Origin of the sequence: Rhodococcus sp. JVH1 (genome assembly GCF_000280725.2) — a bacterium.
GTDB lineage: Bacteria > Actinomycetota > Actinomycetes > Mycobacteriales > Mycobacteriaceae > Rhodococcus_F > Rhodococcus_F jostii_A.
This window is the reverse complement of the sequence record NZ_CP166289.1, coordinates 1,725,183-1,747,443: the sequence shown is the minus strand read 5'-3', so window position 1 is coordinate 1,747,443 and position 22,261 is coordinate 1,725,183. Positions and strand designations below refer to the sequence as shown.

The 22,261-nt window shown below is 67.2% G+C and carries 25 protein-coding genes and 1 tRNA gene; 19 read left to right on the top strand and 7 right to left on the bottom strand.

All coding sequences use genetic code 11. The features are described from left to right. Positions 1–3 precede the first annotated feature (3 nt). The 10 genes from rpmF (at position 4) to JVH1_RS08180 (ending at position 9,036) form a co-directional block, all read left to right on the top strand. Entirely contained in the window at positions 4–177 is a 174-nt protein-coding gene (gene rpmF, locus JVH1_RS08225) for a 50S ribosomal protein L32 (protein WP_009478880.1), read from the top strand. 24 nt (positions 178–201) lie between these two features. Then, positions 202–810, top strand: coding sequence for a trimeric intracellular cation channel family protein (locus JVH1_RS08220; RefSeq protein WP_009478881.1), 609 nt, complete (start codon positions 202–204; stop codon positions 808–810). A gap of 68 nt (positions 811–878) precedes the next feature. Then, entirely contained in the window at positions 879–1,565 is a 687-nt protein-coding gene (locus JVH1_RS08215) for a response regulator transcription factor (RefSeq protein ID WP_005238656.1), read from the top strand. After that, on the top strand, positions 1,565–3,040 hold the full coding sequence (locus JVH1_RS08210; protein WP_043781755.1) for a HAMP domain-containing sensor histidine kinase: 1,476 nt from the start codon (positions 1,565–1,567) through the stop codon (positions 3,038–3,040). The genes JVH1_RS08215 and JVH1_RS08210 overlap by 1 nt, the downstream gene beginning before the upstream one ends. Before the next feature lie 123 nt (positions 3,041–3,163). Continuing rightward, positions 3,164–4,651 (top strand): S1C family serine protease, encoded by a 1,488-nt coding sequence (locus JVH1_RS08205; protein ID WP_011597773.1) that lies wholly within the window; start codon positions 3,164–3,166, stop codon positions 4,649–4,651. Next, the gene (locus tag JVH1_RS08200; RefSeq protein ID WP_005567398.1) at positions 4,651–5,211 is read left to right on the top strand and encodes a molybdenum cofactor biosynthesis protein B; all 561 of its coding nucleotides are present in this window, start codon (positions 4,651–4,653) and stop codon (positions 5,209–5,211) included. Before JVH1_RS08205 ends, JVH1_RS08200 begins: the two co-directional genes overlap by 1 nt. Before the next feature lie 797 nt (positions 5,212–6,008). After that, a complete protein-coding gene (locus tag JVH1_RS08195) occupies positions 6,009–6,629 on the top strand; it encodes an MspA family porin (RefSeq protein WP_005254568.1) in 621 nt (206 codons plus the stop codon). Positions 6,630–6,695: 66 nt separating this feature from the next. Continuing rightward, positions 6,696–7,397: an MspA family porin gene (locus JVH1_RS08190; protein WP_009478886.1), complete on the top strand. Its 702-nt coding sequence runs from the start codon at positions 6,696–6,698 to the stop codon at positions 7,395–7,397. 250 nt (positions 7,398–7,647) lie between these two features. Beyond that, a complete protein-coding gene (locus tag JVH1_RS08185; RefSeq protein ID WP_005254568.1) occupies positions 7,648–8,268 on the top strand; it encodes an MspA family porin in 621 nt (206 codons plus the stop codon). A gap of 66 nt (positions 8,269–8,334) precedes the next feature. Beyond that, positions 8,335–9,036, top strand: a complete 702-nt coding sequence (locus JVH1_RS08180; RefSeq protein ID WP_009478886.1) for an MspA family porin — start codon at positions 8,335–8,337, stop codon at positions 9,034–9,036. A 68-nt stretch (positions 9,037–9,104) separates the two neighbouring features. Here the strand turns inward: JVH1_RS08180 and mscL are convergent, their stop codons facing one another. From mscL to JVH1_RS08160, 4 genes are all read right to left on the bottom strand, one after another. Further along, on the bottom strand, positions 9,105–9,572 hold the full coding sequence (gene mscL / locus JVH1_RS08175) for a large conductance mechanosensitive channel protein MscL (RefSeq protein ID WP_009478887.1): 468 nt from the start codon (positions 9,570–9,572) through the stop codon (positions 9,105–9,107). Between the two features lie 82 nt (positions 9,573–9,654). Continuing rightward, the gene (locus JVH1_RS08170) at positions 9,655–10,368 is read right to left on the bottom strand and encodes an SAF domain-containing protein (protein WP_009478888.1); all 714 of its coding nucleotides are present in this window, start codon (positions 10,366–10,368) and stop codon (positions 9,655–9,657) included. Between the two features lie 97 nt (positions 10,369–10,465). Then, entirely contained in the window at positions 10,466–10,774 is a 309-nt protein-coding gene (locus tag JVH1_RS08165; protein ID WP_009478889.1) for an FmdB family zinc ribbon protein, read from the bottom strand. 103 nt (positions 10,775–10,877) lie between these two features. Then, complete coding sequence (locus tag JVH1_RS08160) at positions 10,878–11,456, bottom strand: 5-formyltetrahydrofolate cyclo-ligase (protein WP_009478890.1); 579 nt, start codon at positions 11,454–11,456, stop codon at positions 10,878–10,880. Between the two features lie 105 nt (positions 11,457–11,561). Here JVH1_RS08160 and JVH1_RS08155 point away from each other — a divergent pair, with 105 nt between their 5' ends. The 8 genes from JVH1_RS08155 (at position 11,562) to JVH1_RS08120 (ending at position 18,510) form a co-directional block, all read left to right on the top strand. Continuing rightward, positions 11,562–12,482: a UTP--glucose-1-phosphate uridylyltransferase gene (locus JVH1_RS08155; RefSeq protein ID WP_009478891.1), complete on the top strand. Its 921-nt coding sequence runs from the start codon at positions 11,562–11,564 to the stop codon at positions 12,480–12,482. A gap of 19 nt (positions 12,483–12,501) precedes the next feature. Further along, positions 12,502–13,761: a gephyrin-like molybdotransferase Glp gene (gene glp, locus JVH1_RS08150; protein ID WP_005238688.1), complete on the top strand. Its 1,260-nt coding sequence runs from the start codon at positions 12,502–12,504 to the stop codon at positions 13,759–13,761. 25 nt (positions 13,762–13,786) lie between these two features. After that, entirely contained in the window at positions 13,787–14,422 is a 636-nt protein-coding gene (locus JVH1_RS08145; RefSeq protein ID WP_011597779.1) for a GNAT family N-acetyltransferase, read from the top strand. A 274-nt stretch (positions 14,423–14,696) separates the two neighbouring features. Beyond that, on the top strand, positions 14,697–15,437 hold the full coding sequence (glpR, locus tag JVH1_RS08140; protein ID WP_009478893.1) for a gephyrin-like molybdotransferase receptor GlpR: 741 nt from the start codon (positions 14,697–14,699) through the stop codon (positions 15,435–15,437). Positions 15,438–15,534: 97 nt separating this feature from the next. Then, positions 15,535–15,610 (top strand) — tRNA-Ala (locus JVH1_RS08135). Between the two features lie 577 nt (positions 15,611–16,187). Continuing rightward, entirely contained in the window at positions 16,188–16,994 is an 807-nt protein-coding gene (locus JVH1_RS08130) for a hypothetical protein (protein ID WP_051033789.1), read from the top strand. Positions 16,995–16,996: 2 nt separating this feature from the next. Beyond that, a complete protein-coding gene (locus JVH1_RS08125; protein ID WP_011597782.1) occupies positions 16,997–17,497 on the top strand; it encodes an ImmA/IrrE family metallo-endopeptidase in 501 nt (166 codons plus the stop codon). Further along, positions 17,497–18,510 (top strand): hypothetical protein, encoded by a 1,014-nt coding sequence (locus tag JVH1_RS08120; protein ID WP_009478898.1) that lies wholly within the window; start codon positions 17,497–17,499, stop codon positions 18,508–18,510. Before JVH1_RS08125 ends, JVH1_RS08120 begins: the two co-directional genes overlap by 1 nt. Before the next feature lie 14 nt (positions 18,511–18,524). Here JVH1_RS08120 and JVH1_RS08115 read toward each other — a convergent pair whose 3' ends face one another. The 3 genes from JVH1_RS08115 to JVH1_RS08105 all read right to left on the bottom strand — a co-directional run bounded on the left by JVH1_RS08115 (position 18,525) and on the right by JVH1_RS08105 (position 21,431). Next, positions 18,525–19,943, bottom strand: a complete 1,419-nt coding sequence (locus JVH1_RS08115) for a glucose-6-phosphate dehydrogenase (NADP(+)) (protein ID WP_009478899.1) — start codon at positions 19,941–19,943, stop codon at positions 18,525–18,527. A 132-nt stretch (positions 19,944–20,075) separates the two neighbouring features. Continuing rightward, a complete protein-coding gene (locus JVH1_RS08110; protein WP_005238699.1) occupies positions 20,076–20,492 on the bottom strand; it encodes a helix-turn-helix domain-containing protein in 417 nt (138 codons plus the stop codon). Between the two features lie 558 nt (positions 20,493–21,050). Continuing rightward, positions 21,051–21,431 (bottom strand): hypothetical protein, encoded by a 381-nt coding sequence (locus JVH1_RS08105; RefSeq protein ID WP_371113109.1) that lies wholly within the window; start codon positions 21,429–21,431, stop codon positions 21,051–21,053. On the opposite strand from JVH1_RS08105, the gene JVH1_RS08100 reads away from it, so the two are divergent. Further along, positions 21,421–22,260, top strand: a complete 840-nt coding sequence (locus tag JVH1_RS08100; RefSeq protein ID WP_009478900.1) for an SDR family oxidoreductase — start codon at positions 21,421–21,423, stop codon at positions 22,258–22,260. The two genes, JVH1_RS08105 and JVH1_RS08100, sit on opposite strands and share 11 nt — an antisense overlap. Position 22,261 lies beyond the last annotated feature (1 nt).

The window sequence follows — 22,261 nt, the reverse complement described above, 5'->3', positions numbered from 1 at the left end:
AACATGGCAGTACCGAAACGCAGAATGTCGCGATCCAATACGCGTAGCCGGAGATCGCAGTGGAAGGCCCAGGCACCCGACCTCGTCGGGGTGACGGTGGGCGGCGCGACGCATCGCGTGCCGCGCCGGCTGGTGAAGGCCGTGAAGCTGGGATTGGTGGACCCGGCCGGGAAGTGACGCTCCTCGTGCGAACCTTGGCGGGTGCTGCTGTACATCCTGGAACTGGTGGGCATCGCGGTGTTCGCGGCCTCGGGTGCCCTGGTGGGGGTGACGAAGCGCCTCGACATCTTCGGTGTGTGCGTGGTCGGTGTCTTCACCGCTCTCGGTGGCGGCATCGTCCGCGACGTCCTGCTGGGCATCCACCCGCCGACGTCACTGGGTAGCTGGCCGAACCTCGGCACGTCGTTCGGCATGTCGTTGCTGGTGTTCTTCCTGCATTCGACTGTCGGGCGACTCCGCCGGGAGATCCTGGTGCTCGACGCTCTGGGCATGGGCCTGTTCGCGAGCACGGGCGCGGTGATCGCGCTCGACCACGGGGCGAGTCCGCTCGCGTCGTGCCTCATCGGCGGGACGGCGGCGATCGGCGGCGGGATCTTGCGCGACGTGCTGGTGAACGAGGTCCCGTTGCTGCTGCAGCGGGACTTCTACGCGGTGCCGGCGCTGCTTGGTTCGGCGCTAGTGGTCGTGGTGAGCGAGTGGGGTTCGGGCACCGACGTGGCGCTGGTGGTGGGCACGGTGTTCGCGTCGGCGCTGCGGGTGCTGGCGCTGTGGCGGAACTGGGGTCTGCCGGGTCCGCGGGTCCTCGACTGACCGCCGCCGGGGCACTTCGGTGATCCCTTCTCAGACATATCTCAGTTGATCGGGCCAAACTGTCGGGTATGCGCATTTTGGTGGTCGACGACGATCGCGCCGTGAGGGAGTCCTTACGGCGGTCTCTCAGCTTCAACGGGTACTCGGTGGAACTGGCCGTCGACGGTATCGATGCTCTCGAGAAGGTGGCGAACGCGCGCCCCGACGCGCTCGTGCTCGATGTGATGATGCCGCGCCTGGACGGTCTCGAGGTGTGCCGTCGGCTGCGGAGCACCGGCGACGACCTGCCGATTCTCGTCCTCACGGCACGCGACTCCGTGTCGGAGCGGGTGTCGGGTCTGGACGCCGGAGCCGATGACTACCTGCCCAAACCCTTCGCTCTCGAGGAATTGCTGGCCCGGCTGCGCGCACTTCTGCGCCGCGCCGCGCCGGAGCCGGGCATCGACTCGGAGAAGATGACGTTCGAGGACCTCACGCTCGACCCGGTCACCCGCGAGGTGACGCGTGGCGAGCGGTCCATCAGCCTCACCCGCACCGAGTTCTCGCTTCTCGAGATGCTGATGGCCAACCCGCGCCGGGTGCTGACCCGCGGCCGCATCCTCGAGGAGGTGTGGGGTTACGACTTCCCGACGTCCGGCAATGCGCTGGAGGTCTACGTCGGGTATCTGCGTCGCAAGACGGAGGCGGACGGAGAGACCCGCCTGTTGCACACCGTCCGCGGAGTCGGCTACGTGCTGCGGGAGACTCCTCCGTGATGGCAGTTCCGTTCCACAAGACCGCCGACAAGTCGGGGGCGAAGCACGACTCGCACCACATTTCCCGGCACCCCACAGGCCCGATTCCGTTACCGCCCGAGATGCGCCCTCCGATGCCGTTGACGCGGTCGGTGTCGTTGCGGTGGCGGGTGACGCTGCTCGCCGCGTCGGTGGTGGCCATCGCGGTGGCCGTGATGGCGATCGCGGCGTACGCCGTGGTGTCGCGGGCTCTGTACGCGGATGTCGACAACCAGCTGCGCACCCGCGCGTCGGCGCTGATCGACAGCAATCTGGTGACGTTCGATCCGCGCTACATCGCGGGCGCGACGCTGTACACGACGGACATCAGTGTGGCGCTGATCTTCCCGGACCTCGACACGTACACGCCGCCGGGGTCGAGTGTTCCCATCGGTGAACCCGAACTGTCCGTGGCCCGCGGCGAGCGCGACACGTCGTTGCGGACGGCGGAGAATCAGCGGGTGCTGGCCGAGCGCACCCAGGACGGCAGCACGCTGGTGATCGCGCAGCGACTGGCGCCGACGGGCGCCGTGCTCGACCGCCTCGCCTGGGTGCTGTTCATCGTCGGCGGGTGCGGAGTGGTCCTCGCGGCCGCCGCCGGAACGACGGTGGGACGCACCGGTCTGCGTCCGATCGCCCGGCTCACCGCCGCCACGGAACGGGTGGCCCGGACCGACGACCTGACGCCCATGCCGGTGACGGGCAACGACGAACTCGCCCGGCTCACCGAGAGTTTCAACACGATGCTGAGGGCGCTCGCGGAATCGCGGGAGCGGCAGAGCAGGCTCGTCGCCGATGCCGGACACGAACTGCGGACGCCGCTCACGTCGTTGCGCACCAACATGGAGTTGCTGATCGCGTCGAGTCGTCCTGGCGCACCGCACATTCCGGACGAGGACATGGCCGAGCTGCGCACCGACGTGGTGGCGCAGATCGAGGAACTCTCGCAGCTGGTGGGCGACCTCGTGGATCTTGCCCGCGAGGACGCACCGGAAACCGTCTTCGAGAGAGTCGATCTCAGCGAAGTGGTGGAACGAAGCCTCGAGCGGGCACGCCGCCGGCGCAACGAGATCGACTTCACCGCCGTCACCGTTCCCTGGTTCGTCTACGGCGACCACGCGGGACTGTCGCGGGCGGTGCTCAACGTGCTCGACAACGCGGCCAAGTGGAGTCCCACCGGTGAGCAGGTGCGCGTGGCGATGAAGCCGGCAGGCGACGGCCTCCTCGAGCTGACGGTCGACGACGCGGGCCCGGGCATTCCGGAGGAGGATCGGGAGCTGGTGTTCGACCGCTTCTACCGGTCGACGGCCTCGCGCTCGATGCCCGGCTCCGGGCTGGGTCTGGCGATCGTCAGGCAGGTGGTGGTCAAGCACGGCGGCACGATCGCCGTCGACGTCTCCGAACGGGGTGGTGCGCTCATCCGGATCGTCCTTCCCGGTGAACCCGAAGCGGAATAGTCTCAGGGTCTCGGCTAACTCCAAGGCCGGTCTCAGGACCTTCTCAGTCCCACCGGGCACTCTCGTAGCCAGAGACGGTGCGACTGCCCCTTGCGGGCGGTCGCAGGAGATGGAAGTGATGCGATGACCGAAGATCGAAACAGTCACGACGGCAACAGCCGCGACAATGCCGGTGGCGATCAGGGCGCGCGCCCCGATCAGCCCGCCCACCCGCAGTCGACGCCGGGTTACCACCCGACCGAGCAGTTTCCGGCCACTCCGCAGAATCCTGCGGGCGGTCCGACGGGTCAGCAGCCCTACGGCGCGGCCGGGTACCCCCAGGGCAATCCGTACGGTGCGCCGCAGCAGCCCACACAGCAGTTCGGCCAGCCTCAGCACGGCGCTCCCGGACACCCGGGTGCCCAGCACGCGGCCGGGCCGCACGGGGCGCCTCAGGGCCCGTTCCCCGGCCTTCAGGGCCCCGGACAGGCCGGCGCGGGGTCGACGGCGACCGCGACCAAGCGTCCCGCCCGCACCGCCATCGTGGTGGGCGCTGTGGCGCTCGCTCTCGTGAGCGGTGGCATCGGTGGCGTCGTGGGCTCCCTGGCAACCGACCGGAACGGCAGCGGCGCCGCGGTAACCAACTCCCTCGACGCCCCCAAGAACAACACCGCGACCCCGGCCGCGAACGCACCGGCGGGTTCGGTGCAGGCGGTCGCGAACAAGGTGGTCCCGAGCGTCGTCCAGATCGAGGTCGCGACCGCCGGCGGTTCCGGTGGCGAAGGATCCGGCATCGTCATCTCGTCCGACGGCATGATCCTCACCAACAATCACGTGGCAGGCGCGGCCGCCAAGGGTGGCAAGCTGACGGTCGCCTTCTCGGACGGCAGCACGGCGGACGCCAAGCTGGTCGGCGCCGACCCGGTGTCCGATCTCGCGGTCATCAAGGTGGACGGCAAGACCGACCTGACTCCGATCGAGCTGGGAACGTCCGGCAACGTCCAGGTCGGACAGCAGGTCGTCGCGATCGGGTCGCCCCTCGGCCTCGCCGGAACCGTCACCGAGGGCATCATCTCGGCGCTCAATCGCCCGGTGTCCACCAGCGGTGAGTCCGGCAACCAGAACACCGTCATCGACGCACTCCAGACGGACGCGGCCATCAACCCGGGCAACTCCGGCGGCGCCCTCGTCAACATGGACGGCCAGCTGATCGGCATCAACACCGCCATCGCGAGCATCGGCGGTTCCGGTGCGGGTGAGCAGAGCGGATCCATCGGACTCGGCTTCGCGATCCCGGTCGACCAGGCCCGGCGCATCGCGGACGAGCTCGTCAAAACAGGCAAGGCCACCCAGGCCGTCATCGGGATCCAGGTCCCGTCACAGGACGCCGCCAACGGTGCCACCGTCGTCGAGGTCACGGCGGGCAGCCCGGCGGAGAAGGCAGGAATTCCGAAGGGGTCGGTCATCACCAAGGTCGACGACCGTGTCATCACCAGTGGCGACGCACTCATCGCCGCCATCCGCTCACACGCACCGGGAGACAATGTGTCCATCACCTACACCGACGGGAACGGATCCAATACGAAGACCGTCGACGTCACGCTCGGAACCGCCGAACAGGGTGGCCGCTGATGAACACGGGGATTCTCGGGCAGGTCGAGTCCGTTCTGAACGGGGCCACTACGGTAGGGACCATGGACATCGAAGCCTCGCTGGCCGGCCGCGCGCTGGTGGTAATCGTCGACGACCGCACCGCTCACGGTGACGGCAAGGACTCCATCGGGCCCCTGGTGACAGAACTGCTGAACGAGGCCGGCTTCATCGTCGACGCCATCGTGGCGGTGGCGGCCGACGAGGTGGAGATCCGTAACGCGCTCAACACCGCCGTCATCGGCGGCGTCGACCTCGTCGTCTCCGTCGGCGGCACCGGCGTGTCGCCGCGCGACGTCGCACCCGACGTCACCGCCGAGGTACTCGACCGTGAGATTCCGGGAATCTCGGAGGCCCTCCGCTCCTCGGGTCTCGCCGCCGGTTCGCTCGACGCGGGCCTCTCCCGCGGGCTCGCCGGCGTGTCCGGCAGCACACTCGTGGTAAACCTCGCGTCCTCCCGCGCCGCGGTCCGGGACGGCATGGCCACGCTGACGCCGCTCGCGGCACACGTGATTTCCGAATTGTCCGGCCTGGAAGGCTGAGACGATTTCTCGTTCCGACGAGCCGGACTCGCCCAGCGAGACCGACGAGCAGGCAGTTCCGAGCCGGGCCCCGATCGACAGGGCCCGGCTCGAACGCATCTTCGGGGACGTCTTCCCCGACACCACAGCGGACGAACGCGAACCCGGGGAAGGGCCCGCCGCCGCTGCCGGCGACGAATGGCTGCGCCGCCAGCGCCCCCCACATCACGGGTAGTTACCTTCGAAAGCCTCACCTTAAGCGAATCGTGATCTGCGGTCCCGCTCTGCGATCAGCGTGAGTATTTATGCTTCCGTCCGGGCCGTATTTCCCCGGTGACAGGTCGCCTTCAGCGTTCTTTCAGGCAGCACATTTCGGTCAGAACAGACATCCTTCGAGCTTGTGAACCGAATGTAAACGTTACCGAACTTAACGTGAACAGCCAGTGAACCTGCTGGTCAGGGCGGTGGCGAGTGGTCGGAATTCTCGCGCAAATCCCACACATTGGACACGTTTTCGGGTGTGGCATACATCACGATTCTGTTTCCGATGGAATTAATTGCTTAGGCAACCACCTGCCGGTTACTGTCCTCGGCGAGTCAGTACTGGAGATGGAGGGCAGGGTCGATGTGCCGTTGCCCAGTCGGAACCTGACGCTTCGTCAGCGATTTCGTCTTCAGCGCGGTTATCGAGCTGTGATCATCCGTAGTTCACTCTGCGGACATCACAGCTCTGGATACTGCGCTGGGCCCGACATGGACCACTCCTCAGTCTCGAAGGTCGTGACTGGGAACCAGCAGAATCCTGATGAGGGGAACGAATGAGCGAGAACCGAAAGACCGGCCTGCGCCGTGGAGCCCGCATTGCCGGCCTTGGTGCCGCTGCGGCTGTAGTCCTCGGCCTGATGTCCACGGGTGCGGCGAACGCCGACACCTTCGTGCCGCTGCCGGGTGGCGAAAAGGTCGTCAACGCGGGAAGCGTCACGGCCAAGATCGCCCGCAACGCGGAGAGCGCTCTGGTTTCGCCGTCGCTGGCCGCCAATGGCGCGGGCCGCACGGCTTGGGTTTCGGGTGACGTGTTCGCTGAGCTCGGTGGTGAGATCCCGGAGGAAGGCGCGACGCTGACCACCGGTTACATCGTGGGTTGCCAGATCGACATCACCGGTCTCGAGGGCAAGCTCAGCGCCGACCTCGGTTTCGATGCGCTGGGGATGGGTGGCTCGCTGTCGGTGCCGATCGAGGCCGGTGAGGTCAAGTTCGCGAAGATCAAGACCAAGGAAGACCTGAAGCCGGGTGTGTCGGCGATTCAGTACCGCGATCAGCAGATCGAGGTCCAGGGTTGCGGTGGGTACGCGCAGGCTCGGGCATACACCGTGGTGGAGGTTCCGGGGAACCACTACGTGAAGGCCACCCTCTACGGGCAGCCTTTCAGCATCGGCTGATTGCCGCTCCCAATCGATTCCATCCACGACTCTCGCGTAAGCGATCAGTAACCCTAGAGGGGAACCATGAACAGCAAGACCCTGCGCCACGGCGCCAAGGCTGCCGGCGTGGTCGCCGCGGCCACCGTCGCGATCGGCCTCTTCTCCACCGGTGCGGCCAACGCCGACACCTTCGTTCCGTTGCAGGACGGAACCATCACCCAGACGCTGCTCGACGGCACCGTGGTGACCGTGCGTCAGACCGCCAACTCGGCGAACATCAGCCCGTCGATGGGTTCGACCCCGCTGCACCGCAACGTGTGGACGTCGGGCTCGATCGATGTATCGATCAATGGTGGCACCGCCAAGGGCGGCACCATCGATGCCGGGTACATCGTGGCGTGCCAGCTGAACTTCGGTGGCGCGGTGTCCGGTGAGGCCGGCGCCGAGGTCACGCCTTCCAAGGTCGTCGGTGCGGCTGCCGGTGGCGATCCCGCCAGCATCCCGGTCGAGGGTGGTGCCGGTAGCGGCGTCTCGATCGGACCCGGTAAGGCCACCAACGTGCCGATCCTCGACATCGAGTACACCGACGACTACGGCGCCGAGGCTCACAAGAGCAGCTTCAAGTTCAAGGGCAACAGCGGTGGCTTCACGTACTCGGACGAGACGTTCGGTGTCTCCGGTTGCGCCGGCTACGCGCAGGCCCGCTCCTACGCCAAGGTCACCGTCTCGACCGACTCGGTTGACGGCACCGTCACCCTGTGGGGACAGCCCTTCAGCCTCGGCTGACGCGTGACGCCGAAAAAAAATTGAACAATGTAATACCTCGAGGTTGGGGGCGTACGGCACTTCCGTACGCCCCCAACCTCGCTCTATGCGCTGTTACGTATGTCACAGTTCGGACACGGAGGCTGGGACGAAAGCAGATTCGGACACGTAGCTATAACATTTGGACGTTGTTTCAGCTAACTTTATCCCGTCAAGAGGTAAAGACTGCCTAGCCGAACGCCGGGTAGGTGGTACCTGATGAGGGGAACGAATGAGCGAGAACCGAAAGACCGGCCTGCGCCGTGGAGCCCGCATTGCCGGCCTTGGTGCCGCTGCGGCTGTAGTCCTCGGCCTGATGTCCACGGGTGCGGCCAACGCCGACACCTTCGTGCCGCTGCCGGGTGGCGAAAAGGTCGTCAACGCGGGAAGCGTCACGGCCAAGATCGCCCGCAACGCGGAGAGCGCTCTGGTTTCGCCGTCGCTGGCCGCCAATGGCGCGGGCCGCACGGCTTGGGTTTCGGGTGACGTGTTCGCTGAGCTCGGTGGTGAGATCCCGGAGGAAGGCGCGACGCTGACCACCGGTTACATCGTGGGTTGCCAGATCGACATCACCGGTCTCGAGGGCAAGCTCAGCGCCGACCTCGGTTTCGATGCGCTGGGGATGGGTGGCTCGCTGTCGGTGCCGATCGAGGCCGGTGAGGTCAAGTTCGCGAAGATCAAGACCAAGGAAGACCTGAAGCCGGGTGTGTCGGCGATTCAGTACCGCGATCAGCAGATCGAGGTCCAGGGTTGCGGTGGGTACGCGCAGGCTCGGGCATACACCGTGGTGGAGGTTCCGGGGAACCACTACGTGAAGGCCACCCTCTACGGGCAGCCTTTCAGCATCGGCTGATTGCCGCTCCCAATCGATTCCATCCACGACTCTCGCGTAAGCGATCAGTAACCCTAGAGGGGAACCATGAACAGCAAGACCCTGCGCCACGGCGCCAAGGCTGCCGGCGTGGTCGCCGCGGCCACCGTCGCGATCGGCCTCTTCTCCACCGGTGCGGCCAACGCCGACACCTTCGTTCCGTTGCAGGACGGAACCATCACCCAGACGCTGCTCGACGGCACCGTGGTGACCGTGCGTCAGACCGCCAACTCGGCGAACATCAGCCCGTCGATGGGTTCGACCCCGCTGCACCGCAACGTGTGGACGTCGGGCTCGATCGATGTATCGATCAATGGTGGCACCGCCAAGGGCGGCACCATCGATGCCGGGTACATCGTGGCGTGCCAGCTGAACTTCGGTGGCGCGGTGTCCGGTGAGGCCGGCGCCGAGGTCACGCCTTCCAAGGTCGTCGGTGCGGCTGCCGGTGGCGATCCCGCCAGCATCCCGGTCGAGGGTGGTGCCGGTAGCGGCGTCTCGATCGGACCCGGTAAGGCCACCAACGTGCCGATCCTCGACATCGAGTACACCGACGACTACGGCGCCGAGGCTCACAAGAGCAGCTTCAAGTTCAAGGGCAACAGCGGTGGCTTCACGTACTCGGACGAGACGTTCGGTGTCTCCGGTTGCGCCGGCTACGCGCAGGCCCGCTCCTACGCCAAGGTCACCGTCTCGACCGACTCGGTTGACGGCACCGTCACCCTGTGGGGACAGCCCTTCAGCCTCGGCTGATAATTCGTTCCACCCATGACTCCGGGCCCGTGCACGCAGCTGCTGCACGGGCCCGGAGTCGTCGGAAGCTATTCGCGGGTCTGCTCGAGGTTCGCGGCCTTGTCCGCGGTCATCGCGTGCGCTCCGTCGGGACTCGCTGTCGCGCCGTTGGTTTCGAGGCTCGATTCGAGGATGTCGCGGATCTGGATCAGCAGGTCGGCCTCGCTGGCCTTCTTGTCTGCGGGCTCGGTGATGAACCGCTTCTTCGCGGCGTTGGCCGGGACGATGAGAATGAAGTACACGACCGCGGCGATGATCACGAAGTTGATCACGGCCGTGATGACGGCGCCGATGTTGATGAAGGTGGCCGGGTTGTCGGAGAGAATCTGGTAGCCCCAGCCCAGATCGTTGGCGCCGCCCGCAACGGCGATCAACGGATTGATCACGTTGTTGGTGAACGCTGTGACGATGGCGGTGAACGCGGCTCCGACTACGACCGCGACGGCGAGGTCGAGGACGTTCCCCCGGAGCAGGAAGTCCTTGAATCCCTTGAGCATGTCGACGTCTCCTCGAGTGGGTGGCAAGTCATCCAGCACTGTTCGCAGAAAAGCCTAGATGAGCGCGGCTCGGTGTGACGGGTCACTGAAAGGTCACGGTGATCGCGCTCGTGAGAGATGCCGCGGCCACCGTCGTGGCCTCGGATGCCGGCAGGGCCAGCATCACCACGCGTTCGCGCTGGTCACGTCCGTTCTCGGAGGGTGTCACCAATACCACGACGGCGCGGGATGCCAGCACGGTGGCGCCGGAGCGCCGGTCCGGATTCGCTGGTGTGTCGGGATCGACCGTGAGCACGTCGACGCGATCGCCCTCCCGCAGAAGTTCCGTGACAGCGGGGTCGGCGAGCCGGACGGGGACGATCCGGGCGTCGTCCATGCCGGCTGCGGCCGCGGCGAGACGGGGACCCAGTACCCGGACGTCGGTGAGGGCTTCTCCGGCGCGGGTCGGTCCGGCGAGGGTGCGCCCGTCGACGTCCGCCAGTGCGGTGACGGCGCCGTCGGGCAGGGTCCCGGCCTCGAGGTCCACCAGTTCCACGTCGGCGTCCGTGAGAACGACGCCCGGTTGTAGATCCCGGGCGGCCACCACGACTGCGGAGCGGGCGGAGTCGGGGCCTCCGCGGGCGAGGAGGGCGAGTGCGAGGCAGACCAGCGCGGCGGCCAGGACGCGTCTGGCGACGAGAGTGCGGGCCCAACCGGGATGGGCGAAATCCGACAGCCGGTCGGCCCACGACGGGCTCAGGCTTCGGTGTGCTCGGTTCGACCGGCGGCGACCGGTCGGGACAGGGTCGAACGACATGGTTCGACGCTAGGAGACCGGCGGGCCCATGGGTACGCCGAAAGAGCCCGCCTGTGGATGGACGAGAGGTTGTGGATAACTCGCGGAGACGCGCGAACTAGCTGGCAGCAGCCTTGGCCGGTGCGGCGGCCGCGGTGCTCGACGAGCTGGACGAGGCCGTCGACGAACTTTCCGACTTCGCGGCGGGAGCAGAGTCGGTCTTGGCAGGCTCGCTGGCCGCGCCGGACGTGCCGCGGCTGTCGGTGCGGTAGAAACCACTGCCCTTGAAGACGATGCCGACGGAGTTGAACAGTTTGCGAAGTTTGCCCGAGCATGCGGGGCAGACGGTCAGGGAGTCATCACTGAACGACTGGACGATGTCGAAACGGTTGTCGCATGCCGTGCACGCATATGAATAAGTAGGCACCGGGGTTCCTCCGCACTGTGTAGTCAAACCGCAGGTTTTAGCACTCTACAGTCGACAGTGCCAACAACGCTAATCAGAGAACTATTCCGGGCCGGACACGTCCTCAGCGGTCGCCGAGCGGGACGAGGCCCGAGCCGGGGGTGAGTGCCCAACCCATACGTACGTCATGGGGATCCTCGGGCAATTCGGATACCAGTTCCTCGTCGCGGACCACCGTGATCAGCCGTGCGTCGGAGGAAGCGAGCCCGAGACTCCGGTCGTAGAAGCCCGCACCGCGGCCGAGTCGCACGCCTCTCCGGTCGACGGCCAGGGCGGGCACGAAAATGGTTCCGGCCGAACGGATCTCGTCGGGCTCCCACACCGGGCCGGTCGGCTCGCGCAGGCCGTAACTCGCGTCGGCGAGACCGTCCGCGCCCGTGAACTCGGACCAGTGGAGCGGGCCCGGATAGCGGGTGACGGGCACGAGGACGCGTCCGGCGACCCGCCGGAGGGCATCGAGAAAGTCCAGTGATCCCGGCTCGAGCGCGGTGGGAACATAGGCGCAGACGGTGGATCCATCGGCGATTCCCTGTGTGACGAGTGCGACGAGCGCCCGGTCCTCGGCCGTGCGGAGTTCGGGGGTCAGAGCTCGTCGCCCGGAGAGCACCAGTTGCCGCCACTCGTCCTTCGTTCGTGCGTGCATGCCCCAACCTTAGAGCCGACCGGCGAGCGTCCCTGACGGGTTCCGGGAGGTTACTGACAGGATCTTGGTGACTGTCGAGTAGGTCCGCACAGTTATGGTGTGGGCATGACAGACGCCGCACCGCACACCGCCAGCGCCTTTCGCACGGCTGTCGTGCCCGCAGCGGGAATGGGCACGCGATTCCTCCCCGCGACCAAGACCGTGCCGAAAGAGCTGCTCCCGGTCGTGGATACCCCGGGTATCGAACTCGTGGCCGGAGAGGCCGCGGATTCCGGTGCCGGCCGGCTCGTGATCGTGACGTCGCCGGGCAAGGACGGAGTGGTCGCCCACTTCGTCGAGGATCTCGTGCTCGAGAGCAAGCTCGAGGCCAGCGGCAAGTATCACCTGCTCGAGAAGGTGCGCAAGGCTCCCGGCCTGCTCGAGGTGGAGTCCGTCGTCCAGGACGAGCCTCTCGGCCTGGGCCACGCGGTCGGCTGCGCGGAGTCGGTCCTCGACGACGACGAGGACGCCATCGCCGTGCTCCTCCCGGACGACCTGGTGATGCCGCGCGGAGTGCTCGAGACGATGTCGCGGGTTCGCCGCAAGCGCGGGGGCACCGTCCTCTGCGCCATCGACGTCCCCAAGGATCAGGTGAGCTCGTACGGCGTCTTCGAGGTCGAGACGGTTCCCGACGCCACCAACCCCGACGTCCTCAAGGTCATCGGCATGGTCGAGAAACCGGCCATCGAGGATGCGCCGTCCACGTTCGCCGCCGCAGGTCGCTACCTCCTCGACCGCGCGATCTTCGATGCGCTGCGGCGGATCGAACCCGGCGCCGGCGGGGAGCTCCAGCTCACCGACGCCATCGCCCTCCTCATCAAGGAAGGCCATCCCGTTCACGTCGTCGTGCACCGAGGCACGAGACACGATCTCGGAAATCCCGGCGGCTACCTCCGCGCTGCGGTTGACTTTGCGTTGGACATGGACGAGTACGGCCCGTCGTTGCGCGAATGGCTGATCGACCGATTGAAGCGGACGGATTCCTAGAAGCTCGGGAGGCAAGAACTTGCGGTCGGTCGAGGAGCAACAGACGATCGTGACCGCGGCCGCAGTGGCGCCGCGGCCGGTCCGTGTGGCGATCTCCGAAGCCCAGGGGCTGCTGTGTGCCGAAGAGGTGGTCACCGAGCGTCCGCTTCCCGGTTTCGACCAGGCTGCGATCGACGGCTATGCCGTCCGCAGCGTCGACGTCCAGGCCGCCGGAACCGACATCCGCGACGACGACGGTGCGCCCGTCGAACTGTCGCTTCCCGTGGTCGGTGAGGTCACGGCCGGTTCGCGGCAGCCGATCCGGCTGCAGCCGCGTCAGGCCGTCAAGGTCGACACGGGTGCACCGCTCCCGACGCTCGCCGACGCCGTCCTTCCGCTCGACCGCACGGACGGCGGCCGGGCCCGCGTCAAGATCTACAAGCCGGTCCGCTCCGGCGACTACGTGCGCCGGGCCGGCGACGACGTGCAGCCCGGAGACGTCGCGGTCCGGGCGGGCACCATCATCGGAGCCGCGCAGGTGGGGTTGCTGGCGGCGGTGGGCCGAGACAAGGTGCTCGTGCACCCCCGGCCCCGGCTGTCCGTCATCTCGGTCGGCGGCGAACTCGTCGACGTCGACCGGACCCCCGGTCCCGGCCAGGTCTACGACGTCAACTCCTACGCGCTGGCCGCCGCCGCCCGCGACGCAGGCGCCGACGTCAACCGGGTCGGTATCGCGAACGCCGACGCCCGTCGCCTGCGCGAGGTGGTGGAGGGTCAGCTGATCCGTTCCGAGATCGTCGTCATCGCGGGTGCCGTCGGTGGCGGCGCCTCCGAGGACGTGCGGGACGCACTCGCCGACCTCGGCAACCTCGAGGTCGACCGGGTCGCGATGCATCCGGGATCGGTCCAGGGTTTCGGTCAGCTGGGCCGGGACGAGGTCCCGACGTTCCTGCTCCCGTCCAACCCGGTGAGCGCCCTCGTGGTCTTCGAGGTGATGGTGCGCCCACTGATCCGCATCGCGCTGGGGCGCAGGCAGCCGATGCGACGCGTCGTCACCGCTCGCACCGTCGCGCCGATCACGTCCATCGAGCACCGCAAGGGTTTTCTCCGCGGTCAGCTCATGCGCGACGAAGCCACGGGGGAGTACCTCGTCCAAGCTCTCGGCGGGGCGCCGGGCGCGTCCTCGCACCTGCTCGCCACGTTGGCCGAGGCCAACTGTCTGGTCCTCATCGACCCCGAGATCACCGAGGTCCGGACCGGTGACCAGGTGGACGTGGCCTTCCTGGCGCAGCGGGGCTGATGGCACCGCGACAGTGTGAGACGGGATGACACAGCATCCGGGTTGGCCGCCGCATCTCGGGCCCCTGCGCGTGAAGGGTGGCGTCGTCACCGTGCGCGCCATCAGGTTGCGTGACGCGTCGGCGTGGAGCCGTCTGCGCACCCGCGACCGCGCGCACCTCGAACCGTGGGAACCGACCGGGGAGGCGCCCTGGGAAGCGCGCCACCATATTTCGGGATGGCCCGGACTGTGCAGCAGTTTGCGTTCGGAGGCCAGGAAGGGTCGCATGCTGCCGATGGCCATCGAACTCGACGGCAATTTCTGCGGCCAGATCACGATCGGCAACGTGGTGCGGGGTGCGCTGCGCTCCGCCTGGATCGGGTACTGGGTGGCCAGCGACGTCAACGGGCTCGGGGTGGCCACCGGCGCGCTCGCGCTGGGGCTCGATCATGCCTTCGGACCCGTGGGGCTGCACCGCGTCGAGGCCACCGTGCGTCCGGAGAACCTGGCGAGCCAGGCGGTGCTGCGCAACGTCGGCTTCCGCGAGGAGGGTCTCCTCAAGCGCTACCTGGACGTCGACGGGCAGTGGCGCGACCACATTCTGGTCGGCATGACCGTCGAGGACGTGCCCGGCACGGTGGCGGATTCGCTCGTGCGGAGTGGCAAAGCCACTTGGGGCTGATCGCCGAAGCGGACATGGACAAACGTCCAGCTACGCGGCAGTTATCTCACGGTATCAAAGCTTCCTGACCGGGGCTCCGCTTTCGGCGAGTCTTTGCCGGATCGTTCTCTCTGCCTTATCGGGGCATATCGAGCACCACATTTTCGCGTTACGCATGTGACACCTGAGTATGGTGAGATCGGCGCGTCTGCGAAGATGTGCGTGTTCATGCGGTTAGCCTGGGTGGGTCAACAGCGGTATCCATGCTGGTAGACGATTGGGAGGAGGTCGCCGTATGCCGAACTCGTTTCTCTGGATCGGGCTCGTCGTCGTGTGGCTCTTCGTCCTGGTCCCGATGCTGGTGAACAACCGCCCCCGGATTCGACAAACCAGTGACGCAGCACTCGCGACGCGCGTGCTGCACCGCGGTGACGAACGTCCCGTGCAGCGTGGACCCGCGGCTGGACACCGCAGCGATCCGTACTGGCAACCGGAACCGGACCACTACGGCTACGACGCGGAGGACCTTGTGGACACTCACGCAGAGGAAGACGAGTTCGACGGTGAGCGGGCACCGGTCGGTGAGTACGTACCGGCGCGCCGGGGGCGTGGCGGCTTCGACCCCGAGGCCGACGCGATCGCGCGCGAGGCCCGGTATGCGTTCCGGCAACGGTCGGTTCTCGGGCTGGTGTTCGCGACAATCATGTCGGCGGCGCTCGGGCTCATCATCTCCCCGCTGATGTGGTGGGCGTTCGCTGCCGGTGTGGTCGGCCTCTTCGGGTACTTGGCGTATCTGCGCCGGCAGGTTCAGATCGAGCAGGAGATCCGTCGCCGGCGGACCGCCCGACTCAACCGGTCGAGGTTGGGTGTCGAGTCCCGCAGCGACGAGGAACTCCGCCTCATCCCGGCCCGGTTGCGGCGTCCGGGCGCCGTCGTCCTCGAAGTGGACGACGAGGACCCCGAATTCGATCATCTCGAACACTTCGACGACGCGCCGATGCAGCAGGCCACGATGCGCCGAGCAGCCGGTGAGTAGCCGGGCGAATCGGGCCGAATGCCACGTCGGTGTAGGCGATTCGCTCCCGCCGCGGGTGGCCTGCTAGAGTTTGCCGAGCGGATCGCAGGATCCGCACGGGGCTGTGGCGCAGTTGGTAGCGCGCTTCGTTCGCATCGAAGAGGTCAGGGGTTCGATTCCCCTCAGCTCCACCACAGAAGAGGCACTCACTCCATCCGGACTGGGTGCCTTTTCTGCATTCCGGCCCAGGTGAGCGTCGTCGTCAGGGGTGCAAGAGCGTGGCACCGCGCGAATGGCCGACTCTTGGATTTGCCAAAAGGTAACTGAATGCTGTGTACTGTCCGTAGGTCATCAAGGGGTCGATCGCACGGGGTGGAAATACATGCAGGCAATGGACAAGATCTCGAAGTTCTTGGAACCGGCGACGGTGGTCGCGACCATCACCGCGACGATGTTGCTGGTGAACGTCCTGTGAACTCCGGCCGACCAACCGACGTCGCGAGGGCCGCGTCGGAGACGCCGACCTTCCGCTGACCGCTCAGCACCTCCAGGCCGCAACGCCGAACCCGCAGGGGTTCTCGGAAGCTGCTCGAGTCCCACCTGGCTCGGGCACCGCTGGTGGTGCCGGTTCCCCGACACCGGCACCACCAGCACCTCTACTCGATTCGCTCGATACCATGACAGCGGCGACGTCGCCGTAGACGTGGTGTCGTGTCGTGAATACGAGGGGGGTGCACAGTGAGCGCGCGTCGTGCTGTTCGAAGGCTGACCATGGTCGGACTGGCGCTGGCCTTCTTGTCCGGGCTCGGCTGGGTCACCGTCTCGGTGTTCCCGTCCGACGCCTCCGCCGACCCCCAGTACCACGACTGCGCCAGTAGTCGCGGCTGCGGCGGAGAGCCCAGCGAGACACGGGAACCGAGCGAGACACGGGAACCGAGCGAGACCGGGAAGCCCAGCGAGACGGCCGAGCCGTCCGAGACCACGGAACCGTCCGAGACCACGGAACCGTCCGAGACGACCGAACCGACGGAGACGTCGACACCTTCGACATCACGGGTCGTGGTCGCTCCGCCCCGTCCGATCACGTTGCCGCCGGTGGGCGAACCGACCATCGCGCGCCCGGACACGTCCGGGGACGACGATTCCGGAAACGACTCGGCTTCCGATGCTGCGGAAGCCGCTCCGGGCTCGGAGGGTCCTGCAGCACCCCCGCCGTCCGGGGGAGCGCCGGCCGGAGGTTCCGGTTCCGGAACCGCCGCGGCAGCTCCGGGAACGAGTGGTCCCGCAGATTCCGCACTCCAGGATCAGCCTGCCGGGGAGGCCCCGAGCGGTGACGGCCCGTCGCCCGCTGCGGGCGCACCGGCCCAGGACGATCCGGCCGCCGCGCCGCCGGGAATGGTTCCGGTGGTCCACAGTGAGCCGTTGCCTGCGATCACCGTTCTCGGTGGGGTCGGCGTTCTGCTGTGCTGCGCCGGCGGGGCGGGTGCGCTGACCTTCAAGGGTGCTCGCGCACAACAGGCGCGCATCGCGGCCGCGCGGGCGGAATTCTTCCCGCCCGCTTCGAGTGGAGGGATGTAGTCGTGGGGGCGAACAGATCTCATCGTCGGGTAGCGGCGGCCGTGGATGCGGTGTGTGACGCGGCGGCCCGGGCCGAAGCCGTGTCACTCCGGCACGTGGTGGACGCGGTGGCCCGCGAACGGCAGCGTCCCATCGAACTCGACTTCACGAAGCCGATGGCACCCGGTGTGTGCGGCCAGAGGCGCGCGTACCCGGACCGGGACGTGATCGTGCTGGCGCCGGGCCTGCCCGACCTCGACCGCACGCTTGCGCACGAGCTGGGTCACATCGTGTTTCGGCACGAAGGAGCCGAGATCGTCGCCGCGACGCTCGAAGCCGGTGACGATCTGATCGCCTACATGCTCAGCCAGCGGTCGCGACGGCGGGGAGACGAGCAGCCGTCCGACGAGGTGGCCGAGTGGGAGGCCGAGACGTTCGCGTCGATGCTCCTCATCCGGTTGAACACGATGCAGGGGCGCGGAACTCCCGTGTCCGTGCTCCGTTACGACGAGGCGATCGGCTGATGGGCTGGCTGGTTGCGCTCGTCGTCTGGACTGCCGCGGGTGCCCGGATAGGCCGGGTCGCCGCGCGTCAGCCGACGCCGCTGCGCGTGGCGATGGTGATGGCCGTGTCCAGCGCGGCCCTCGCGTCCACGTTGGCCGTCCCGGACGTCGCCGGGCGCCTCGACACCGTGGCCCCGGGAGTCGGGCTGTCGGAGATCGTCCTCGAACTGGCGTGGACGCTGTTCGCCGCCGCGAGCGCGGTCGGCGCGATCTCCGTGTGGCCGATACTCCCGCGTCCTGCGCTGCGTGCCGTCGCCGCGGTCGTCTACACCGTGGCCGTCGTGCTCGGAATCGGGCTTGCCGGTGGATATCCCGTTCCCGCGCTGGTGTTCATCGTGATCGCGCTGACCGCGGTGGTCGTGACCGGAGTCCGGCACGTCGCGTGGACACCACTCGGCCGCGGAATCTCACTGATCGTGGTCGGATCGGCGATCGTCCTGGCTGCGGCGGTCGTCGGACTGGTGCGTGAGGTGTCGGGCGAGACGTGGGCCGTCGGCTCCTCGCCGGCGTACACCATCGCGGCCGTGATCGTCTCCGTCGGCACCGTCTGGGTGCTCGTCGAAACGTGGCTGCGCGCACGGCAGGACCTGCGCCGCATGAACACACTGCATTCGGTGCTCGTTTCACGGTTCCCCGAAGTGGTCGAGGGCGACGGCAAGGGGAGCACGACCGTCCTCCGCGCCTCCGACGCCGTCGCACACGTCATGGATGCGCTGTACCTGCAGGCGGGCGCGGGCATGCTCGAGACGGACGAACAGGATCTTCCGGAATCTGCCGCCGAACGCGCCCGGATTCTCGCCCGCTGGATCGACGACCCGGTCGCCTCGGACGTCCTCGACACCGAGTGGATCGCGCCGCCTCAGGGCATGTCGCCGCGCCGATGGGTCCTCGATCTGGCGGACGCGTACGCAGACTTCCGGAAGTCGGCCCCCGTTCCTGCCAAGGCGGACACCGTCGAATCAGCCGCGGAATAGCCTTCAGCCGCCGGTCAGTCCGGCGAACCGGTGACGAGCCACCCGCAGGGCGAGGCGAGGTCTTCGGCCTCCGGCGGTCCCATGGACCCCGCGGGGTACGGCTTGGCAGGGGGAGGGTCACGCAGCAGTGCGTCGGCGACGGTCCAGACGTGCGCCAAGCCGTCGGGGCGCGTGAACAGCGACCGGTCGCCGTGGAGGACGTCGAGGATGAGCCGCGAATACGGTGCGAGGGCGTGGGCGAGCGGCACCGTGTCGAGGGGCAGTCCCAGGTGGCCCACCGTCAAGCTGTCGTCGGGTCCGGGTTCCTTGACCACCATGGAGATGTCGATCTCGCCGTCCCCGGACAGATCGAACGTCAGGACGGCGCCGTCCGGCGGAATGTCCGTGAGCGGGCCACGGGGACTTCGGAAGACGAGGCTGACCCGTTGCCGGCTGACACCCAGCATCTTTCCGGTCCGGAGGAGGAACGGCACCCCACGCCAGCGGTCCGTGTCGACCCACAGCCGTGCGGCGACGAACGTCTCCGTCGTCGAATCGTCCGCGACACCGTCGACGTCGCGGTACCCCTCGTACTGGCCGAGCACCACGTCGGCCGTGTCGAGGGGGCGGAACGCCCCGATCACGGATTCGCGGGCGGATTGGAGATCGTCGGCGCCCAACGTCTCCGGCGGTTCCATCGCGATCTCGGCGGCGACCTGGAACAGGTGTGTCACCAGCATGTCCAGGACGGCGCCGGTGGCGTCGTAGAACCGGGCGCGGTCGTCGATGTCGAGTGTCTCGGGCACGTCGATCTGCACCTGCTCGACGTGTTCCCGGTTCCAGACGCCCTCGATCAGCCCGTTGGCGAAGCGCAGGATGTGCAGATTCTGGGTGCTCTCCTTGCCGAGGAAATGATCGATTCGGTAGATCTGCTTCTCGTCGAGGACGTGGTGCACGGCTTCGTCGAGTTCGGCGAACGCCTCTCGAGACGTCCCGAACGGCTTCTCGTACACGACGCGTGCGCCACGGGCCAGGTCGTGCGTGCCGAGCGCGCGGGTGGTCTCGGCGAACGTGCTGGGTGGCAGGGCCAGGTAGTGCACCAACTGCGCGTCTGACGCGTCGAGGTCTTCCCGCGCCTGCCGAACGGTCGCGGGAAGTGTTCCCGGGTTGTCCGGGGTGAAACCGCCGCCGGCGAATCTCAGCCGCCGGGCGAACGCCTCCCAGTCGGTGTCGTCGTGCGGCACGGCGAACTGGTTCAGGACGTCGCGCACGTGGTCGCGGAACTGGTCGTCGGAGACGTTGCCCCGGCCTGTGCCGATAAGCATCCACTCGGAGTTCAGGAGCCCCGACTGGGCGAGTTGGAAGAACGCGGGGAGGACCATGCGTTTGGACAGGTCCCCGGTGGCACCGAAGAGGACGAAGATCGTGGGACCGAGCTGCGGTCTGTCAACCATTGCTCCATCATGCGCCACACGGGCACACAGGGCAGGGCATTCCGGCGGTGTCGTCCGGTGCGCCCGGTGAGTTTCAGCCGGACGTCGGGTGCAACCTGCGGCGAACCCGTTGCCGCCCAACGGCTCCGGTGATCAGCGGGACGCGTCCGGCGGGACCTCCGGCAACCCCTCGCTGGCACGAAGTTTCTCGGCCATCGTGGTGAGCAGGTTCTGCGACTCTTCGGAGAGGTCGAACGCGCGGCTGGAGAGCTTGCGTAGTCCGTATCCCTGGAGTTGCGAGAGAAGCTCGAGATCGTGGTCGATCTTCGCGGCGTAGATGTCGTTGAAGAAGTAGTCGGGCTTCACCTTGAAGAAGCGAGCGAAGGCCGCGACCGTCTCGTCGGAGGGGTTGGTGCGTTGTCCCGACCGGAGTTGGGAGATGTAGGGCTTCGAGATCTGATGTCCGTCTGCGATGAGTGCCGCCGCGACCTCAGCGTTGGTATGCGGTTTACGTCCCGGAGGGTGGACCGTGTCGAAAAGCTTGTTCAACCGCGCAGCAAAATCTGCCATTGTGAGCCGCCGGGTCCTCTCTCGTGCGCGCGTCAGTCGTGTGAACGACACCGTACCACGATGATAACCGATTGATAACTCACGGACATAGAGGCAAAACGTCGTCCGCCGATGCCGCGCTTATCTCATATATGTTTCAACGACTGCCTGCTGTGCGCTCGCGGATCGCCGACATTTCGGGCGTCCTCTGCGCTCGTCACGCGCGTTCTACCGTTGAAAGTTCAAGAGAGGCGTCGGTGCGTGGCGCGCGAAGGCTGCCTCGCCGGTTGCGGTCGCCGGCACGCGTGCGTGGTTGCCGTTTCAATCACTGGAAGTTAGCTGGCAATGTCGTAGGGGTGTGTGCCGTGAGGCGGTGGTGCCTATAGTCCCAGTTCAGCGCCATTGTGTTGCGTTGCGCATCGCAACGTAGCGAGGTCGCTCGCGGCCCGCGGGGCCTGGTGAACACTACTGTGAAGTAGGGGCATTCGCACGGGCGCCGGGCCGCGCGCCGCCGATCCGACTCTCGGTCGCCGCGTGATCCGTGCGGCTCCGCTCCGTCTAGTTGGACATATGTCCAGCTCAGGCGGGGTTCCGCCGCTCCGGCACGCCCCCCCGAGTCTGGCCAAATCTGAAGCCGTCGGGGATGATTGTGATATGGAACACAGAATGAGTGACGCCGAGCTTCGGAAGGCGATTCGAGTTCTGCGCGAGCGCGCCGACGACGCCCGGCACCGAGGAAACGACGACGACGCCAACGGAATCGAGAGGACGATTCGTACCTATCAGGAAGAAATGACTCAGCGGTTGTGAACCGTCACGAACCGGCCCGGCGCGGGCCGGTTCGCGTTTCTTCTCGGGAAGGGCGCCCTGCAGTTGCGTGCGCGCAATCAGATTGCGTGCGTAGACTTCCAGCCGACACGGATCGGTGACGACGGGGGCGCGCACGGCTATGGCGATCAAGACGCTGGACGGCAAGAACTGCCTGATCACGGGTGCAGGTAGCGGGATCGGGCAGGCGACCGCCCTGGCGGCCGCGGCGGAGGGCGCCGAACTGTTCCTCACCGACATCAACGAGGTCGGCCTGGCTCAGACGGTCGAACAGGTCGGCAGCCGCGGGGGCACCGTCAGCTTCTCGCGCGCGCTCGACGTGTCCGACTACGACGCCGTCGCCGCATTCGCCGCCGACGTGCACGATCAGTTCGGCAGCCTCGACGTCGTGATGAACGTCGCCGGCATCTCCGCGTGGGGGACGGTCGAGAATCTCGAACACCGCCACTGGAAGTCCATGGTGGACGTCAATCTGATGGGCCCGATCCACATCATCGAGAGTTTCCTGCCCCCGATGGTGCGGGCAGGACGCGGCGGTCACCTGGTCAACGTCTCCTCCGCCGCCGGTCTGCTGGCACTGCCGTGGCATGCGGCTTACAGCGCAAGCAAATTCGGGCTCCGCGGAGTGTCCGAGGTTCTGCGATTCGATCTCAAACGGCACGGCATCGGCGTGAGCCTCGTGGTTCCCGGCGCGGTCAAGACGCCGCTGGTGGGCACGGTCGAGATCGCCGGGGTCGATCGCGACGACCCGCGCATCCAGAAGGCCATCCACCGCTTCGAGAAGCGGGCCGTCACGCCCGAGAAGGTCGCGTCCTGCATCATCGCCGGCATCAAGAAGGACCGGTACCTGGTGTACACGTCGCCGGACATCCGGTTCGGCTACTGGTGGGCCCGCAAGTTCTCGCCGCCGTACGACTTCGTGATGCAGAGGGCCAACGACCAGTTCAGCAAGTTCCTGTAGG

Excerpts from the sequence above, each read along its gene's own strand:
- rpmF (WP_009478880.1), top strand. The coding sequence starts at position 4 with ATGGCAGTACCGAAACGCAGAATGTCGCGATCCAATACGCGTAGCCGG.
- JVH1_RS08215 (WP_005238656.1), top strand. The coding sequence starts at position 879 with ATGCGCATTTTGGTGGTCGACGACGATCGCGCCGTGAGGGAGTCCTTA.
- JVH1_RS08210 (WP_043781755.1), top strand. The coding sequence starts at position 1,565 with ATGGCAGTTCCGTTCCACAAGACCGCCGACAAGTCGGGGGCGAAGCAC.
- JVH1_RS08205 (WP_011597773.1), top strand. The coding sequence starts at position 3,164 with ATGACCGAAGATCGAAACAGTCACGACGGCAACAGCCGCGACAATGCC.
- JVH1_RS08200 (WP_005567398.1), top strand. The coding sequence starts at position 4,651 with ATGAACACGGGGATTCTCGGGCAGGTCGAGTCCGTTCTGAACGGGGCC.
- JVH1_RS08195 (WP_005254568.1), top strand. The coding sequence starts at position 6,009 with ATGAGCGAGAACCGAAAGACCGGCCTGCGCCGTGGAGCCCGCATTGCC.
- JVH1_RS08190 (WP_009478886.1), top strand. The coding sequence starts at position 6,696 with ATGAACAGCAAGACCCTGCGCCACGGCGCCAAGGCTGCCGGCGTGGTC.
- JVH1_RS08185 (WP_005254568.1), top strand. The coding sequence starts at position 7,648 with ATGAGCGAGAACCGAAAGACCGGCCTGCGCCGTGGAGCCCGCATTGCC.
- JVH1_RS08180 (WP_009478886.1), top strand. The coding sequence starts at position 8,335 with ATGAACAGCAAGACCCTGCGCCACGGCGCCAAGGCTGCCGGCGTGGTC.
- mscL (WP_009478887.1), bottom strand. The coding sequence starts at position 9,572 with ATGCTCAAGGGATTCAAGGACTTCCTGCTCCGGGGGAACGTCCTCGAC.
- JVH1_RS08170 (WP_009478888.1), bottom strand. The coding sequence starts at position 10,368 with ATGTCGTTCGACCCTGTCCCGACCGGTCGCCGCCGGTCGAACCGAGCA.
- JVH1_RS08160 (WP_009478890.1), bottom strand. The coding sequence starts at position 11,456 with ATGCACGCACGAACGAAGGACGAGTGGCGGCAACTGGTGCTCTCCGGG.
- JVH1_RS08155 (WP_009478891.1), top strand. The coding sequence starts at position 11,562 with ATGACAGACGCCGCACCGCACACCGCCAGCGCCTTTCGCACGGCTGTC.
- JVH1_RS08145 (WP_011597779.1), top strand. The coding sequence starts at position 13,787 with ATGACACAGCATCCGGGTTGGCCGCCGCATCTCGGGCCCCTGCGCGTG.
- glpR (WP_009478893.1), top strand. The coding sequence starts at position 14,697 with ATGCCGAACTCGTTTCTCTGGATCGGGCTCGTCGTCGTGTGGCTCTTC.
- JVH1_RS08130 (WP_051033789.1), top strand. The coding sequence starts at position 16,188 with ATGGTCGGACTGGCGCTGGCCTTCTTGTCCGGGCTCGGCTGGGTCACC.
- JVH1_RS08120 (WP_009478898.1), top strand. The coding sequence starts at position 17,497 with ATGGGCTGGCTGGTTGCGCTCGTCGTCTGGACTGCCGCGGGTGCCCGG.
- JVH1_RS08115 (WP_009478899.1), bottom strand. The coding sequence starts at position 19,943 with ATGGTTGACAGACCGCAGCTCGGTCCCACGATCTTCGTCCTCTTCGGT.
- JVH1_RS08110 (WP_005238699.1), bottom strand. The coding sequence starts at position 20,492 with ATGGCAGATTTTGCTGCGCGGTTGAACAAGCTTTTCGACACGGTCCAC.
- JVH1_RS08100 (WP_009478900.1), top strand. The coding sequence starts at position 21,421 with ATGGCGATCAAGACGCTGGACGGCAAGAACTGCCTGATCACGGGTGCA.